Consider the following 15,621-nt stretch of genomic DNA (forward strand, 5'->3'; position numbering starts at 1 on the left):
TAAATTTAGCTTATGCGTTAAAGCGAAATTTATACCAGAGCATGCCAAGTAGCTCATGCAAGGCAAAGCTGCTGTTAATGAGGGCGCTTGATTTAGGCATCAAGGACAAGATAGAAAAAGGCTCTTGATTGGCATAGTCGGTGGGGGCTATGGCCACTTTAAAACCTGCGCGCTCAAATGCAATTTTTGCGCGTGGCGTATGTACTGCTTGGGTAACCAGTAAAATTTTTGCCCCTTTGGGTAGCAGCTGGGCGCTAAATTCAGCGTTTTCTTGTGTGTCAACGGAGTTGTTTTCAATCCAGCGCACAGGAGTGTTGAATTCATTGATCAATATTTTTGCCATCAGCTCAGCTTCGCTGATGCCACCTAGTGGCTTGCCTCCGCTGACTAAAATCGGCAACTGGCTTTGTTTTGCAAGCTGGGCGGTGTAGCGCAGCCGCGTAAGTGTGGCGTTGTTAATGGTTTCGCCTTCGATTTGATCATAAGCCGCAAAACGCTTGCCGCCACCTAAGCAAACAAGGGCAACAACATCTTTTGGTATCGATGTGAGCGCTGGCGGCTCAATTAGGCGAAGTAAAGCATTGGCAACGATAGGCATTGATAAGAGGGTAAGTGTAATCAAACTGCTCGTGATGATCCCCTTCCCCAGTCGTGGCTTACGGGAAAGTAGTGCTAGCCCAACTGCAATAAGCAGTAGAAAAAGCCCAGGTGGAAGCAGCCATGCGGCAATCGTATTTTTGGCGAGAACGGCGAAGTGCATAATGATCTAGTGCTGTGAAGGTGGGGGATTATATCGCTGATGTTTCACGGCAGTATTGGCAAAACGACGTTTTCTAAGCAAATCACACGGGATATTGTTTAGTGATGGCGTTATTTTTAGTAGATTATCTCTGCGCCTTAGCCTGCAAGCGGCGAGCTAGTTGTGTGCGTGGGGTAAAGTCTGCGCATAAAAAAAAACGAGCCAGCAATGTGGCTCGTTTTTGCGCTAATACGATTACTCGCCCAAATAGGCCTGTTGAATTTTGGGATTGGCGAGTAAGTTTTCTGCCGTATCTGCCAAGGTGATTTGGCCCGATTCCATCACATAGCCTCGGTTGGCCGTTTGCAGCGCCAACTTGGCATTTTGCTCTACCAATAGCATGGTAACGCCTTCGGCCGCGATCATTTTAATGATCTCAAAAATCTTATGCACAATAATTGGCGCAAGGCCCATTGAAGGCTCATCCAGCAGCAAGAGCTTAGGGCGGCCAAGGATGGCTCGGCCAATTGCGACCATCTGTTGTTCGCCCCCAGAAAGCGTGCCGGCTAGTTGTTTCATTCGCTCTTTTAGGCGCGGGAACAGGTAGTAAACGCGTTCCATATCGTGGGAAATGCCTGCTTTATCGTTGCGGGTATAGGCGCCCATTAAGAGGTTTTCTTCGACGGTCAGACGGCTGAAAATACCTCGCCCTTCAGGCACCATAATCAGGCCCTGCTTAACGTAATCGTAAATTGGCTTTTTAGCGGTCGATTTGCCGTCAAATAGGATTTCGCCTGAGCTAGGGTTGCACATGCCGATCAGTGTTTTTAGGGTGGTGGTTTTACCCGCACCATTGGCACCAATCAGCGCGACTAGCTCGCCTTGATGAATTTCTAAATCAATGCCTTTTACTGCGTGGATACCGCCGTAGGCCACTTTTAGGTCTTTTACTTGGAGTAATGGGCCGCTCATGCTCGTGCAACTCCTTGATACATAACACGCGAATTATTGGTTTGGGCTGGCTGTTTCATTCTGGGGCAACGCCTAGATAAGCCTCGATGACGCGTGGGTCATTTTTAATCATGCTTGGCACGTTTTCGGCAATTTTCTTACCATAATCAAGTACCGCAATACGATCACATAGATCCATCATCAGCTTAACGTCGTGCTCAATCAGCAAAATAGTGACACCATCCTTTCTGATTTTTTCCATTAGCTTTTTAAGATCGTCGGTCTCTTTGGGGTTCATCCCCGCCGCAGGCTCGTCGAGCGCCAAGAGAATAGGGCGGGTGGCCAAAGCACGGGCGATTTCTAAGCGGCGCTGATCACCATAAGAAAGATTACGCGCTAGCTCTTTCGCGTGTTTACTAATGCCAACATAAGCGAGGAGTTCGGCGGCTTTGCTATGGATTTCAGCTTCTTCTTTTACCGCCTTAGGGCTGTGGAATACCGCGCCTAAAATGCCGGAGTGCGTACGTACATGCTGGCCCACCATCACGTTTTCTAGGGCCGTCATATTGGCAAATAAGCGAATATTTTGGAAAGTACGGGCAATGCCGGATTCAACCACTACATTGGGTTTTTTACGGAATAAATCCAAGCCATTAAAGCTAAAGCTGCCTTCGTCGGGTTGATAAAGGCCGGTTAGCACATTAAATAAGGTGGTTTTCCCCGCGCCATTGGGGCCGATCAGGCCGTAAATCTCGCCTTTGTTAATGGTAAGGCCCACGCCAGACAAAGCATGCAGGCCGCCAAAGCGCTTCGTAATGCCGTCAATTTTTAGGAGTAATTCGCTCATGCTTTTGCCTCTTCATCTTTTTCGTGGAACTCTGCTTTACGGCGTTGTGATGGCCATAGGCCTTCAGGGCGCAGCAGCATAATCACGATCATGGCAAGGCCAAAAATCAGCATACGTAAGTTTTCTGGGTCGACCACTTTGCGGCCAACGAGGGCGTGTTGTAGTGGATTGATCACATCACGCAAAATCTCTGGCGTGATCGATACGATAATCGCACCCAGAATTACGCCAGGAATATGGCCCATCCCGCCTAGCACCACCATACACAGCACCATGATGGATTCCATCAGTACAAATGATTCTGGTGAAACAAAGCCTTGGAAGCTGGCAAATAAAGCGCCTGATACACCGCCAAAGCTGGCTCCCATGGCAAAAGCCAGTAGCTTGATATTACGGGTGTTGATGCCCATCGCATTGGCGGCAATTTCATCTTCACGAATCGCCACCCAAGCACGGCCAATCCGTGAGTTTTGTAGGCGCATTGAGACAAAAATAATCAAGAGGCAGAAGGCCAAAATCAAATAGTAGTAGAGGTGGACTTTTTCAAACGAAAGGCCCAAAAACTCAATAGGGCGGCCAAAATCGTAACCCGCAATTTGCACGGTCTTGATATTGTTAATACCCTGCGGGCCATTGGTGATATTGATTGGTCGATCAAGGTTGTTCATAAAGATGCGGATAATTTCGCCAAACCCTAGGGTAACGATGGCGAGATAATCGCCACGTAGTTTGAGGGTGGGTGAGCCAAGTAAAACGCCAAATAGACCAGCGACTAAGCCTGCTAACAAAATCATGACCGGAAAAGAAGGGTAAATGAGCCACGTCGGCAAGACTGCTGCTAGATGAGGCGAGTTAAGGATGGCATAAAGATAAGCACCTACCGCATAGAAAGCGATATAGCCTAAGTCCAATAGACCTGCATAGCCCACAACAATATTGAGCCCAAGTGCCAGCATGATATAGAGCAGGGCAAAGTCAATGGTGCGAATCCATGACTTGCCGCTTTCAAAATTGCCCGTTAATACAAAGGGCAGGATGAGCATCACTACCGCCAGCACAACCATGCCGATCAGCCGTGCGCGGGGATTTTCTAGTTTTTGAAACATGATTTTTCCCTTGGGCTTAAGCGCGGTCTGCTACGCGCTCGCCCAGCAAGCCGGACGGACGGAACACCAGTACGATAATCAGTACGATAAAGGCGAAGATGTCTTTGTAGTTGCTACCAAATGCACCGCCGGTTAAATCGCCCAGATAGCCAGAGCCTAAGCTTTCGATCAGGCCCAGTAACAGGCCGCCTAATACGGCACCGCCCAGATTGCCAATTCCACCTAAAACAGCTGCGGTAAAGGCTTTCAGGCCGATTAAGAATCCCATATAGGCATGAGCTTGATCGTAATTGGCGGCAACCATCACGCCTGCGACTGCGCCCAGTGCCGAGCCAATCATAAATACCATCGAGATAATGGAATTGATATTCACACCCATTAGGCCCGCTACTTCAGGGTTTTGGGCAGTGGCACGCATGGCGCGGCCTAGTTTGGTGCGCTCAATCAGAAAAAACAAGCCAGCCATTAAGGCAAGGGCGAGGCCAATAATGGCGATTTGCAAGCTGGTAATGGTTGCGCCACCAATCTCATGCACGGTGCTTGGCAAAATGGCGGGGAAAGGGCGGTAGTTGCGGCCCCAGATCAGCATGGCGGCTTGTTGTAATACGATGGATACGCCAATTGCGGTAATCAGGGGGGCAAGCCTTGGCGCTTTACGTAGTGGCCGGTAGGCTATTTTCTCGATAGCGTAGCCCAAAATAATGGACACCGGTACGGCCATCATAAAGCCTACTAAAAGCAGCATGGGGCCAGGTAGCGATACATTGTGCCCAAGTAGGAGGTTGATACAGGTAATGGTGACCATAGCACCGATCATCACGATTTCGCCGTGGGCAAAATTGATCAGCTGCATGATGCCGTACACCATGGTGTAGCCAAGGGCAATCAGCGCATAAATACTGCCGACAACCAAGCCGTTAAAGATTTGCTGGAGAAAAATATCCACGTGTGTATGCCCATATGAGGAGTGCAGATGCGATTAAATAAGACACTAGGGTCTGTTGACGTTTCATTCGCCATTGCGCTGAGCCGGAAAACGGCCAAGCACAAGGCATGTGACGAAGGCAATAACGGGTTATTGTCGAGGAGCATAACGCCGTGAATGGTCATTTTCCGGCTCAGCGCTTCAACAGACCCTAGATCTATGGGCGAAAATTAACCTTGAATAATAATGGCCGATACTTGTGAATTTCCCCAACTGGCAATCTTAATCTGGGCTGTTTTAAACAAGCTCAAGCGTTTGGTAATTAAAACTAGTATCTTCTATTTATATAATGACTCTTTACGTGGGCATGAATGGTAAATGTTTAAAACTTTATTGGTATTTAATTGTATGGGGTATGGCTCTAAAAGATGTACTTGGATAGGTGGGATTACACATTGCTGGTTTAGCTTGATGTATAGGTTATTTATTTGAGCATGTTATTTTTTGAACCGATGTTTTTATTATTTTATTTGAAGCAAAAAAAAGCCACCGAGTGTTTATCGGTGGCTTTTGCTGGTTCAATTCAAATTAAAATTGTTTAGTTTGAACCTGTACCAGCGGCTCGGCTGATGTATCTGCTGGTGTAGCAGTGACATCACGTCGATTAGCCCGTGCAGGCGCATCACTAACAGGAGCGAGGGCCATACTAGTTGCAGTAGTTTGTGTTTCAACTTGCTGCAACATGGAGACTTCAGCATTGGCCTGTGTTGTCGTTTGAATGTCGCGACGGCGGCGGCGAGCGGGTGCCTCAACGACTGGTGTGCTCTCTGGCGCTATGGCTCGCGTTGCGACCATGACTAAGCCTGCTGCTTCTGGAGTGCCAATCGCCAAGGTTGCTTGAGCTGGTGCTGCTACTGCCACCGGAGCCACTTCAATCGGTGAGTTTATTGGAGCAGGAGCTGCAAATACTGCAACTGGAGCATGCATTGGTGCAGAAGCTGCAACTGGGGATGGCGCTGCAGCAGGAGCAGGAGCAGGTATCGGTGCAGGAGCTGCAACATGTACTGGGGTAGTCGTTACAGGAGCTAGAGTAACGGCTACTTCAGGGGTCACTTCCGCCACGGTAACAAGCTGAGTCGCTACCGGTCCAGCCACCACGGTAATTTCTACTGCTGGAGCGGAGACAGGAGCAGAAGCTTCTACATGGGCAGGTGCTGCAACAGGAGTAATCGGCTTGATATCAAAGATCGGAGCCGCAGGAATGATCGCTGTGAAAGCGGGTTCCGCACCTGTAGTTTCTGGGCGATCACGACGCTCACCACGACGGCTGCGACGGCGACGGCTACGTTGTTGCTCGCTAGCTTCATCGCTATTGTTTTCTACGGCAGGCGTAATTAACAATACTTCTGTAGTGGCTGCAGGTGCTTCTTTACGTGGCTGACGTTCTGGACGGACTGGGCGCTCATTGCGAGGGCGTTGCTCGGCAGTGGCTTCGCTACGCTCGTTTTTATCGTTACGCTCACCTCGTTCTGCGCGTTCGCGTGGCTCGCGGTTTTCGCGCGCTTCACGGTTTTCACGACTTTTTTGCAGGTCTTCTTCGATGCGTGGCTTGCCATTGCCGCGACGTGGCTGTGCAGGCGTTTCTTCATTGCGAGCAGGGCGCTCGGTGCGCGGCGCTTGGCCTTCACGTGGTTCACGCGCTGGGCGCTGGCCGCGATCATTGCGATTGCGTGAGTTATTGCTTGGGCGTGCTGCAGCCACTGGCTTCTGTGCTTCTGTAGAAGCCTCAGGCTCGCCTTGGAACCAAGTGACAATTTTTTTCCAAAGCGATGGCGTAGCAACAACATCGGTAGGCGCAGCAATGCGATCACGGGCCGAAATTGGTGCAGGCTGATCAGGGGTAAGACCCTTCACCATGGCTTCTTGACGTTTGGTCTGCTCTTCTTTGACCTTGCCTGGCTGATAGCCCGTTTCACTTGGCAGATCAACCATCTTGTAGGATGGCACTATATCTTCATGGCTGCCGATGTCTTCGTGACGCAGACGCGAGAGGTTGTAGTTTGGGGTTTCAAGATGAGTATTTGGAATCAGCACCACGCTTACTTTCAAGCGAGCTTCAAGAGCAAAAATTTCTGCACGTTTCTCGTTCAGTAAGAAGGTAGCAACATCAACCGGCACTTGTGCGTGGATCGCACCGGTGTTTTCCTTCATCGACTCTTCTTGAATAATGCGCAAGATATTGAGCGCAGAAGATTCGATGCCGCGTGTGAAGCCCGTGCCGTGGCAGCGCGGACAAGCGATGTGGCTGGTTTCTTCTAGGGAAGGTTGCAAGCGTTGACGGGATAATTCCATCAGACCAAAGCGGCTGATTTTGCCTGTTTGAACGCGAGCACGGTCGTGGTGCAGGGCGTCGCGCAGGCGGTTTTCGACTTCGCGCTGATTCTTTGGGTTTTCCATGTCGATAAAATCGATCACGATCAAACCACCTACGTCACGCAGACGCATCTGACGGGCGATTTCGTCAGCGGCTTCCATATTGGTGCGCAACGCGGTTTCTTCGATATCGGCACCCTTGGTGGAGCGAGCCGAGTTAACGTCGATAGAATAAAGCGCTTCGGTTTTATCGATCACAATTGCGCCGCCAGAAGGCAAATTCACTTCGCGGGCAAAGGCTGTTTCGATTTGATGCTCAATCTGGAAGCGCGAAAACAGCGGCACATCATCTTGATAGAACTTCACACGGTTTACATTGGCCGGCATCACATGGCTCATAAACTGGCGTGCTTGCTCGTAAATATCGAGCTTATCAATCAGCAGTTCACCGATTTCTGGCTGGAAGTAATCGCGGATTGCGCGGATCACTAAGCTGGATTCTTGATAAATCAAGAATGCGCCAGTCTGGGTAGAGGCAGCGCCTTCAACCGCACGCCACAATTGCAATAGGTAGTTTAAATCCCACTGCAATTCTTCAGCATTACGGCCAATCGCAGCAGTACGTGCGATTAGGCTCATGCCATTTGGCGTTTCGAGTTGGTCGAGTACGGCGCGAAGCTCATTGCGCTCTTCACCCTCGATACGGCGTGATACACCACCACCACGCGGATTGTTTGGCATTAATACAAGGTAGCGACCAGCTAAGCTGATATAGGTAGTCAGCGCAGCCCCCTTGTTGCCACGCTCGTCTTTCTCTACCTGAACGATCAGTTCCTGACCTTCTTTAAGGGAATCACCGATACGTGGGCGACCATTACCATCACCATTGTCGTTCAGGTAGGCGCGAGCCACTTCCTTAAACGGCAAGAAGCCATGACGATCACAGCCATAATCAATGAAGCAGGCTTCAAGGCTAGGCTCTACACGGGTAATTACGCCCTTGTAGATATTGGATTTCCGCTGTTCTTTACCAACGGTTTCGATGTCGAGGTCGACTAGTTTTTGACCATCAACAATCGCAACGCGCAGCTCTTCAGCTTGCGTTGCATTAAATAACATACGTTTCATAACAGTGCTCCGGCTCGCACTCACGCGGCTGGAATTAGGTTCTGGCAAGCTCAGCGCAACCGAGGGGAGCTTTAACTCAGGCATCATTGTGTCTGCGGCTAAAGCTCAAAAGGTATTGATGGCGCTGGCGATGAGTCTATTGCTTGCAATTTTTTACAGCGTATTGCAAAACGGTGCTGAAGTCCTACCTCGCATTGGAAATGAGCCTAAAATCCTTGTTGGTGCTTTTATTTAGGATTTTAACTCGCTTGTCTTGCTGGTACTTTTTGCACCATTTTGTCTTTGCTGCTACAAGGTGACCAGGTGCCGAACGGTCCATACCGGCGGTTTTACTTATTTCTCGGTAAAAGTAGGCCAGTACGCTAATAAGAATCCGATGAGTGCTTTATATATATAAATCAATTACCATCGCTGCTTTTTGCGGTGAGCGAGATAACCGCTTCCCGGAACTTGTTGCATCAGCCATACGGCAGATAGGCGAGCCCCGCGCTTGTGCTCCCTGTTGTACAAAGGCTTTGAGCCTTGGGGAGTGGGTAGAGTATTTTTCTCTACGGCGGGAAGGTAATCGCCGACTGTATCGTCGGGCAGCATGCTTTAAGAGCGGGACCTAAAAGTGGCAATGCCACCTTGCGCAGTGTTTGTTTTGGTGGGTTTGTTATAAAGACCCATGTCAAAACAAGCCCTTGCGGTAATCGTTGCCGTTGCGTTTATAACGCCACGGCCAACCTGCTACAACCTTCTGGGTTGTGGCGTGCGGAGAGTATAAGTCAAGATGAAGGGCAGTAGCAAAGCATCCGTAACGTTCCTGACTGTAGATGAGGAAGATGCCGGCCAAAGGCTGGATAATTTTTTGTTAAAACATCTCAAGGGCGTACCTAAAAGTCATATTTATCGCATTGTGCGTAGTGGCGAAGTTCGTGTAAATAAAGGCCGTAGTGATGTGACTTATCGCCTGCTGGCTGGTGACATTTTACGTTTGCCGCCCGTGCGCGTGGCAGAGAAACCAGACGCCGCACCGGCTGTGGCTGCATCGCATCGCATCGATATTCCAATCATCTTTGAAGATGAGGCTATTTTAATTTTAAATAAACCAGCTGGTTTGGCTGTGCATGGTGGTTCAGGCGTTAGTTTTGGCTTGATTGAGCTGATTCGTGCGCAGCGGCCACAAGCAAAGTTTTTGGAATTAGTGCATCGCTTAGATCGGGAAACATCCGGTATTTTAATGGTGGCGAAAAAGCGCTCTGCCTTAATCGTTTTGCAAGACGCCTTGCGTGACAATCATCGTATTGATAAGCGTTATTTAGCTTTGGTGAAAGGTGTGTGGGGGAATCCGCGCAGCCACGTGAAATTTTCTTTGCTGAAATACAACACCGCAGAGGGTGAGCGTCGTGTACGCGTTTCGCCAGAAGGGAAGATTTCGCACACCGTAGTGAATCGTCGTCAGGTCTGGAAAGATTGCTCCTTGCTGGAGTGTGAGCTTAAAACAGGCCGTACCCATCAGATACGGGTGCATCTGGCCTCTAGCGATCATCCAATTTTGGGAGATGAAAAATACGGTGACTTTGCTTTAAATAAATTATTACCAAGGCAGGGGCTGCGCCGCATGTTTTTGCACGCTTGGCGTTTAATTGTGGATCACCCGATTACGGGCAAGCCTTTGGAATTAGAAGCGCCACTTCCCCCTGAATTACAATCTTATATCGATCAACTTGAGCGATCTCTTGGGAATAAACCGCATGCCTAAGCAGTTTGATTTGCTGGTGTTTGATTGGGATGGCACTTTAATGGATAGCACGGGCACTATTGCCCGTGCTATCCAGGCGGCTTTTAGTGATATAGGCCTACCTATACCATCAGATAAAGAAGCGCGATATGTTATTGGGTATGGCATGAATGAGGCAATGCAATACCTTGCGCCTGATGCCACGCCTACCCAAATCACCGAGGTGGTGAGTGTGTATCGCCGCCATTATTTAGCGCAAGACCAAAATATAGCGCTGTATGACGGGGTAATTGAGGCCTTGCCACTGTTTATTGAGGCAGGATTTCAGCTTGCCGTGGCTACGGGTAAATCTAGAGCTGGCTTAGATAAAGTTTTGGTGTCTAGCGGCTTGGGGGCGTTTTTTAAAATGACGCGTACGGCCGATGAAGCATTTTCTAAGCCGCATCCGGCTATGCTGCATTACATTTTGGATAAATGCCATGTGGATGCCAGTCGTGCTGTAATGATTGGCGACACCACCCATGATCTGCAACTGGCGCAGAATGCCGGCACCCAAAGCTTGGCGCTAACTTATGGCGCGCATAAGTTACCAGAATTATTAACGTGCCATCCTATGGCGCATTTTGATGATTTTCACGCTTTAAGGGATTGGATTTTACTCAATGCCTGATCGTGTGCTGTGCCAGAGTGGTGATTTGCTTGAGCGCGGCTTGGCACAGCGCTTTACTCTACAATGGGGAGGGCGTGAGCGAAGTGCGTTTGTCCTACGTTATGATGGCAGGGTATACGCTTATATCAATGAGTGTGCGCATATCCCAATTGAGATGGATTTTAATCCGGGTGATCTCTTTGATTTATCCCGCTCTTGGCTTGTTTGTTCAACTCATGGCGCATATTATGCGCCCAATACGGGTCTTTGCTTGGGCGGGCCTTGCCCTGGCCGCAAGTTGATTTCTTTGCCGGTTCGCGAAATCGCGGATCAAGTTTGCTTGATTGAGGATAAAACACAGCATGAATGAATCTTGGGAACGCGAACAATTAGAAAGTTTGCTGCATGCCGGTATTAAAGAGCGCCGCATTAGGCGCCGCTGGAATATTTTCTTTCGCTTAGTCACCTTTAGTATTGTGATATTAGTTATTGCCATGATGATGGGGTGGGTAGGCAAAAAAACCGGCGATGAAATGACTGGGCCACATACAGCAGTAGTGCGTTTAGAGGGAGCCATTGCTGCGGGGGGAGAGGCGAATGCTTCAATGCTAATTGAGGGGTTAACGGCAGCGTTTGAGGATAAAAATACCAAGGCAGTGATTTTGCAAGCCAATAGTCCAGGTGGTAGCCCGGTGCAGGCTGGGATGATGGCCGATGAAATTGCACGTTTGAAAAAACTACATCCAAAAATTCCATTTTATGTGGTGATTGAAGAAATCTGCGCCTCAGGTTGCTATTACGCTGCTGCTGGTGCCGATAAGATTTACGCAGATAAAGCCTCAATGGTGGGCTCGATTGGTGTGTTGATGGATGGTTTTGGTTTTAGCGGTGTAATGGAGAAGCTCGGCGTTGAGCGGCGTTTGCTCACGGCTGGTGCCAATAAAGGCTTTTTAGATCCTTATTCACCGATGAGCCAAGGCCAGCGTGATAAAGCGCAAGTGATGCTGGATGAAATTCATCAGCAGTTTATTGGCGTAGTCAAAGCAGGGCGTGGCAATAAGCTGATAGATAATCCTGATTTATTTTCAGGTTTGGTTTGGAGTGGTGCTGCTAGTATCAAAATAGGCTTGGTGGATGCTTTAGGCTCGGTAGATAGCGTGGCACGTGATGTGGTTAAGGCAAAAGACATCGTTGATTTTACGCCACGCCCAAGCTATGCGGATCGTCTAGCACGTCAGATTGGGGTGTCGGCTGCGAATAAGCTGGTTTCTGAGTTTAATTTACAGCTTAGATAACGGGTGGTGTGGGCTTTGTGCCCACAATGTTGCTTTTACGCGTGGGCACAACACGTGCCCACTCTGCAAATCAGGGAACTCAGCATGGCACGTAAACACAGGCACGAGGAGCATGAAAACCACGAGCGCTGGTTGGTGTCTTATGCCGATTTTATTACCCTTTTATTTGCTTTTTTTGTGGTGATGTACGCTATTTCTTCGGTCAATGAAGGCAAATATAAAGTGCTGTCGAACTCGATGGTCGATGCCTTTAAGCAAACCCCCACCACCAAAGAAGTCATCAAGCAAAATCAACCTGTAGCAGGAGCGCCAGATAAGTTAGTTGTGCTTAATGCGGTTTCCCCGCCAACCCCAAGCCCCAAAGTGGCTGAGCAAACGCAAAAAATGCAGGGCATGGCTGGGGATTTAAAAAAATCGTTGGGTGCTTTGATTGACCAAGGCAAGGTGCGGGTAACGCAATCCAAGCGTGGAATCGCTGTAGAAATTAGCGATTCGGTCTTGTTTGATACTGCCAAAGCCGATTTACACACCGAATCGGCTACCGCGCTGATTGCTGTGGCAGAAATGGTTAAAAACACCGATAACCTGATTCAAATTGAAGGCAATACCGATAATTTACCGATGCGCTCGGGGCAGTTTCCCTCTAATTGGGAGCTATCCGCCGCCAGAGCTGCCAGTGTGGTGCGTTTGTTTGTAGACGTGGGCGTGGCACCACAGCGCTTGGTGGCGATTGGTTATGGTGAGTTTCGGCCACAGGGTAGCAACGATACGCCAGAGGGGCGGGCGAGTAACCGTAGGGTAACGCTTAATATCTTGGCGGATAATAAAGATGAGGTGGCGGTGCTACCTACTACGCCAGATAAGCCTGCGGCAGCTGCACCAGCTGCTTCAGCTAAATAGATCTAATGAGTTGAACAGGGCGTTGTTTGCAGCGCCTTTTTCAATGCTAGCTGCAGCAAGCCGCTCTGATTGTTTAAATAGAAAAATCTTCATTTATCCCGCTGAGCGTTTGCATGGCTAAGTGGGCGCTCAAAAAGACTTCTCCATCTAAATTTTCTAAGATCTCACTACGGCGTAAATGATCCATTACTGGCCCTTTGATTTCGGCTAGGTGGATTTTGATGTGCCGTGCTCGCAAGTTTTCTTGTAGCAAGCTGATGGCCTGCATAGCGCTAAAATCGATGCTATTTACCGCTGACATAATCAGGAGTAAATGCTGCGTATTGCTTGCCTTGTTTAAAATATCGATTAACTCGGTTTGTACCTTGGCGATATTGCCAAAATACAAGCTTTCATCAATGCGTACCGCCACAATGTGATCGCTCGTTTGTGTAGTAAAGCGGCGAATATTGCGATAGTGCTCTGTGCCAGCAATACGGCCAACCACCGCGATATGCGGCTGGCTGCTGCGGTATAAAAAAAGTAATAGCGATAAGCCCACTCCCGCTACAATCCCTAACATTGCTCCCAATGCTAAAACAGCGATGGCAGTACAGATAAAGGCTGCGCCATCACTGCTATCGTAGCGCCAGCTCTTAAGGAAAAAATCAAAATCTATTAAACGCAGCGCCACTAAAATAATGGTGGCAGCCAAAAGGGGAAGGGGGAGTAGCGCTAGATAATCACTGAGCCAATGCGCCGCTAGCGCAATCCACACCGCCGTCATTACTCCCGCCAAGGGCGTATTTGCGCCTGATGCGGCGTTAACTGCGGTGCGTGAGAAACCACCGCTCACCGGAAAGCCGCCACTGGCTGCTGCTGCGATATTGGCAGCGCCTAAGCCAATCAGTTCTTGATTACTATCGATGCTGCGCTTTGTTTTTAAGGCCAAACTTTGGGCAATGGTGATGCTCTGTAAAAAGCCAGCTAGGCCAATGGTGATGGCTGGCAACCAAAGCTGGGCAAGGTTAGTTTGATTGAGCTGTGGCCAAAATAAGCGGGGTAGGCCGGCAGAAAAAGCCCCAATAAGCTTGGTTTGGATATTCAAAAAATAGACGGTAGCGGTGATGACTAGCATGAGCAGTAAGGGGCTGATTTTGCTCAGCAAAGGCCCGTGGCTAAAATGCTGTAGCCGTTTGGCTAAAGGGCCGCCAGCCAGCCAGAGTAGCCCTAAACAGACTAGGCCAAAGGGCTGCATTGCAGGAATAGCCAGCATAAGCTGCAGTAACAGCTGGCCAACATGCTCGCCCTGGATCGATACGCCGAGTAACGGCGCTATTTGCCCCAGTACGATCAAAATAGCCGCGCCGCTACTAAAGCCATTAATGACGGGGTGAGAGAGGAGTTGAGTGATAAATCCCAGCTTAAATAAGCCTAGTAGCGTCAAAAACACCCCTGAGAGCAGGGCAAGACTAGCGGCAAGGGCTATGTATTGGCTGGAGCCCGTTGCCGCCAAGGGCGCAAGTGCCGTGGCGGTCATAATGGCGTTGATCGCCATCGGACCAACCGATTGCACCATGCTGCTGGCAAAGAAAGCGTAGACCACCAGCGGTAAAATACTGGCATAAATCCCTGCTTGTGGTGGCAGGCCAGCAAGCAAAGCATAAGCAATGCTTTGTGGGATGAGTAATATGGCCACAATCAGGCTGGCGCTTAAATCTCCAGCAAAGCTATGCTTTTGGTAAGACGGTAGCCATTGCAAAATAGGGAAGAACTTTGCTAGAGATTTGAGGGATGTCATTTAGGGAGTAGCCTGAAAACAAACATGCCGCTAAGCATAGCAATGACAAAAATAAACGCCTTGCTTTCACCCATTGCCATGGCTACTAAGCCTGGGCCTGGGCAAATACCCGCTAAGCCCCAGCCAATACCAAATAACAGGCTGCCACCGATTAAAGGGCGATCAATGATTGTGCTTGTGGGGAGCGCCATTTTTTCATGGGTAAGTAGCGTTTGTTGGCGGCGTTTTGCCCACATAAATAAAGGTGTGGCGGTGGCAATGCCACCTGCCATGACTAAGGCTAAGCTTGGATCCCATTGCCCTGCTAAATTAAGAAAGCCAATGACTTTAGCTGGGTTGACCATGCCTGAAATAATCAGGCCAAGGCTAAATATGACCCCTGTAAGTAAGGCAACGATTGTTTGCATAGTGGGCCTCAAAAAAGATGGTGGGTCAGTAATACTGTGATAAAGCCTGCAGTCATAAAACTGGCAACCGCGGCGAGGGAGCGGATAGAAAACCGAGATAGTCCGCAAATGCCGTGGCCGCTAGTGCAACCATTGCCATAGCGTGTGCCAAGACCAACTAAGAGCCCTGCGATGATAAGCGTTGGTGTATTTGCTGTGATTTGAATATCGGCTGGTGTCTTAAAAGCCATCCAAAATAGCGGGGTGAATATTAATCCTAATAAAAACGCGGCGCGCCATTGCATATCGCTTTGTGCATTGAGTAGACCGCCTAAAATGCCACTAATCCCCGCGATTTTCCCTGCGAGCAGGGCAAGTAAACCGCTGGCTAAGCCAAGGAGTGCGCCGCCTAATAAAGCGCTCCACGGGGTGAACTGCAACCAATCAATTTGCATCGTTAGCGTCCTTTAAATCAGAGGGGCAATAAAGTGAGTACAGTACTTGCAGTAGCTGCTGTACCTCATTACTGGCTAAGCTGTAGTAAATTCTTTTGCCATCACGGCGAGTGTTGACCAAGCCTTCTTTGCGCAGCACGGTGAGTTGTTGCGAGAGCGTGGGCTGGCGAATATCTAGCAATGTTTCAAAGTCAGAGACGCATTTTTCGCTATCCACCATTTGGCAGAGCAGTAATAAGCGGTCTTCATTGGCCATTACTTTTAAAATACGTGTTGCGCCGTTGGCGGCTTGGCGCATGGCGGTGATTTGTTCTGAATTCATGGGTAAAACGGCTCTTTTGGTCAGTGTTGGTAACGGTTCTAA

The 15,621-nt window shown here is 49.2% G+C and carries 16 protein-coding genes; 6 read left to right on the plus strand and 10 right to left on the minus strand.

What is annotated here, in order from left to right:
• Positions 1-10: 10 nt before the first annotated feature.
• The 6 genes from C1H71_RS16260 to C1H71_RS16285 all read right to left on the minus strand — a co-directional run bounded on the left by C1H71_RS16260 (position 11) and on the right by C1H71_RS16285 (position 8,069).
• A complete protein-coding gene (locus tag C1H71_RS16260; protein ID WP_130107491.1) occupies positions 11-760 on the minus strand; it encodes a YdcF family protein in 750 nt (249 codons plus the stop codon).
• A gap of 234 nt (positions 761-994) precedes the next feature.
• Complete coding sequence (locus tag C1H71_RS16265) at positions 995-1,711, minus strand: ABC transporter ATP-binding protein (RefSeq protein WP_130107492.1); 717 nt, start codon at positions 1,709-1,711, stop codon at positions 995-997.
• Between the two features lie 55 nt (positions 1,712-1,766).
• A complete protein-coding gene (locus tag C1H71_RS16270) occupies positions 1,767-2,537 on the minus strand; it encodes an ABC transporter ATP-binding protein (protein ID WP_130107493.1) in 771 nt (256 codons plus the stop codon).
• Complete coding sequence (locus C1H71_RS16275; protein ID WP_130107494.1) at positions 2,534-3,643, minus strand: ABC transporter permease subunit; 1,110 nt, start codon at positions 3,641-3,643, stop codon at positions 2,534-2,536. The genes C1H71_RS16270 and C1H71_RS16275 overlap by 4 nt, the downstream gene beginning before the upstream one ends.
• A 16-nt stretch (positions 3,644-3,659) precedes the next feature.
• Positions 3,660-4,589, minus strand: a complete 930-nt coding sequence (locus C1H71_RS16280) for a branched-chain amino acid ABC transporter permease (protein ID WP_130107495.1) — start codon at positions 4,587-4,589, stop codon at positions 3,660-3,662.
• A gap of 567 nt (positions 4,590-5,156) precedes the next feature.
• Positions 5,157-8,069: an Rne/Rng family ribonuclease gene (locus C1H71_RS16285; RefSeq protein ID WP_130107496.1), complete on the minus strand. Its 2,913-nt coding sequence runs from the start codon at positions 8,067-8,069 to the stop codon at positions 5,157-5,159.
• 88 nt (positions 8,070-8,157) lie between these two features.
• Between C1H71_RS16285 and C1H71_RS20770 the strand changes: the two genes are divergently transcribed.
• From C1H71_RS20770 to motD, 6 genes are all read left to right on the plus strand, one after another.
• The gene (locus C1H71_RS20770; protein ID WP_188053364.1) at positions 8,158-8,304 is read left to right on the plus strand and encodes a hypothetical protein; all 147 of its coding nucleotides are present in this window, start codon (positions 8,158-8,160) and stop codon (positions 8,302-8,304) included.
• Positions 8,305-8,841: 537 nt separating this feature from the next.
• Positions 8,842-9,813, plus strand: a complete 972-nt coding sequence (locus C1H71_RS16290) for an RluA family pseudouridine synthase (protein WP_130107497.1) — start codon at positions 8,842-8,844, stop codon at positions 9,811-9,813.
• Positions 9,806-10,462, plus strand: coding sequence for an HAD-IA family hydrolase (locus C1H71_RS16295; protein ID WP_130107498.1), 657 nt, complete (start codon positions 9,806-9,808; stop codon positions 10,460-10,462). The genes C1H71_RS16290 and C1H71_RS16295 overlap by 8 nt, the downstream gene beginning before the upstream one ends.
• On the plus strand, positions 10,455-10,811 hold the full coding sequence (locus tag C1H71_RS16300) for a Rieske (2Fe-2S) protein (protein ID WP_130107499.1): 357 nt from the start codon (positions 10,455-10,457) through the stop codon (positions 10,809-10,811). Before C1H71_RS16295 ends, C1H71_RS16300 begins: the two co-directional genes overlap by 8 nt.
• Entirely contained in the window at positions 10,804-11,736 is a 933-nt protein-coding gene (locus C1H71_RS16305) for a S49 family peptidase (protein WP_130107500.1), read from the plus strand. Before C1H71_RS16300 ends, C1H71_RS16305 begins: the two co-directional genes overlap by 8 nt.
• A gap of 84 nt (positions 11,737-11,820) precedes the next feature.
• Positions 11,821-12,636, plus strand: coding sequence for a flagellar motor protein MotD (motD, locus tag C1H71_RS16310; RefSeq protein ID WP_130107501.1), 816 nt, complete (start codon positions 11,821-11,823; stop codon positions 12,634-12,636).
• 73 nt (positions 12,637-12,709) lie between these two features.
• On the opposite strand, the gene C1H71_RS16315 is transcribed toward motD, so the two are convergent.
• The 4 genes from C1H71_RS16315 to C1H71_RS16330 are packed head-to-tail and all read right to left on the minus strand — an operon-like array spanning position 12,710 to position 15,579.
• The gene (locus C1H71_RS16315) at positions 12,710-14,416 is read right to left on the minus strand and encodes a SulP family inorganic anion transporter (RefSeq protein WP_130107502.1); all 1,707 of its coding nucleotides are present in this window, start codon (positions 14,414-14,416) and stop codon (positions 12,710-12,712) included.
• Positions 14,413-14,823 (minus strand): DUF6691 family protein, encoded by a 411-nt coding sequence (locus C1H71_RS16320; protein ID WP_130107503.1) that lies wholly within the window; start codon positions 14,821-14,823, stop codon positions 14,413-14,415. Before C1H71_RS16320 ends, C1H71_RS16315 begins: the two co-directional genes overlap by 4 nt.
• Positions 14,824-14,831: 8 nt before the next feature.
• Positions 14,832-15,257: a YeeE/YedE family protein gene (locus C1H71_RS16325; protein WP_130107504.1), complete on the minus strand. Its 426-nt coding sequence runs from the start codon at positions 15,255-15,257 to the stop codon at positions 14,832-14,834.
• Complete coding sequence (locus tag C1H71_RS16330; protein WP_130107505.1) at positions 15,247-15,579, minus strand: ArsR/SmtB family transcription factor; 333 nt, start codon at positions 15,577-15,579, stop codon at positions 15,247-15,249. The genes C1H71_RS16325 and C1H71_RS16330 overlap by 11 nt, the downstream gene beginning before the upstream one ends.
• Between the last annotated feature and the right edge of the window lie 42 nt (positions 15,580-15,621).

Source organism: Iodobacter fluviatilis, assembly GCF_004194535.1.
GTDB classification, from domain to species: Bacteria; Pseudomonadota; Gammaproteobacteria; order Burkholderiales; family Chitinibacteraceae; genus Iodobacter; species Iodobacter fluviatilis_A.

What these genes read in the sequence shown, in the direction of transcription:
- motD (WP_130107501.1), top strand. Translation starts at nt 11,821, where the DNA reads ATGGCACGTAAACACAGGCACGAGGAGCATGAAAACCACGAGCGCTGG.
- C1H71_RS16305 (WP_130107500.1), top strand. Translation starts at nt 10,804, where the DNA reads ATGAATGAATCTTGGGAACGCGAACAATTAGAAAGTTTGCTGCATGCC.
- C1H71_RS16270 (WP_130107493.1), bottom strand. Translation starts at nt 2,537, where the DNA reads ATGAGCGAATTACTCCTAAAAATTGACGGCATTACGAAGCGCTTTGGC.
- C1H71_RS16320 (WP_130107503.1), bottom strand. Translation starts at nt 14,823, where the DNA reads ATGCAAACAATCGTTGCCTTACTTACAGGGGTCATATTTAGCCTTGGC.
- C1H71_RS16265 (WP_130107492.1), bottom strand. Translation starts at nt 1,711, where the DNA reads ATGAGCGGCCCATTACTCCAAGTAAAAGACCTAAAAGTGGCCTACGGC.
- C1H71_RS16285 (WP_130107496.1), bottom strand. Translation starts at nt 8,069, where the DNA reads ATGAAACGTATGTTATTTAATGCAACGCAAGCTGAAGAGCTGCGCGTT.
- C1H71_RS16290 (WP_130107497.1), top strand. Translation starts at nt 8,842, where the DNA reads ATGAAGGGCAGTAGCAAAGCATCCGTAACGTTCCTGACTGTAGATGAG.
- C1H71_RS16315 (WP_130107502.1), bottom strand. Translation starts at nt 14,416, where the DNA reads ATGACATCCCTCAAATCTCTAGCAAAGTTCTTCCCTATTTTGCAATGG.
- C1H71_RS16275 (WP_130107494.1), bottom strand. Translation starts at nt 3,643, where the DNA reads ATGTTTCAAAAACTAGAAAATCCCCGCGCACGGCTGATCGGCATGGTT.
- C1H71_RS16295 (WP_130107498.1), top strand. Translation starts at nt 9,806, where the DNA reads ATGCCTAAGCAGTTTGATTTGCTGGTGTTTGATTGGGATGGCACTTTA.
- C1H71_RS16300 (WP_130107499.1), top strand. Translation starts at nt 10,455, where the DNA reads ATGCCTGATCGTGTGCTGTGCCAGAGTGGTGATTTGCTTGAGCGCGGC.
- C1H71_RS16330 (WP_130107505.1), bottom strand. Translation starts at nt 15,579, where the DNA reads ATGAATTCAGAACAAATCACCGCCATGCGCCAAGCCGCCAACGGCGCA.
- C1H71_RS16260 (WP_130107491.1), bottom strand. Translation starts at nt 760, where the DNA reads ATGCACTTCGCCGTTCTCGCCAAAAATACGATTGCCGCATGGCTGCTT.
- C1H71_RS16325 (WP_130107504.1), bottom strand. Translation starts at nt 15,257, where the DNA reads ATGCAAATTGATTGGTTGCAGTTCACCCCGTGGAGCGCTTTATTAGGC.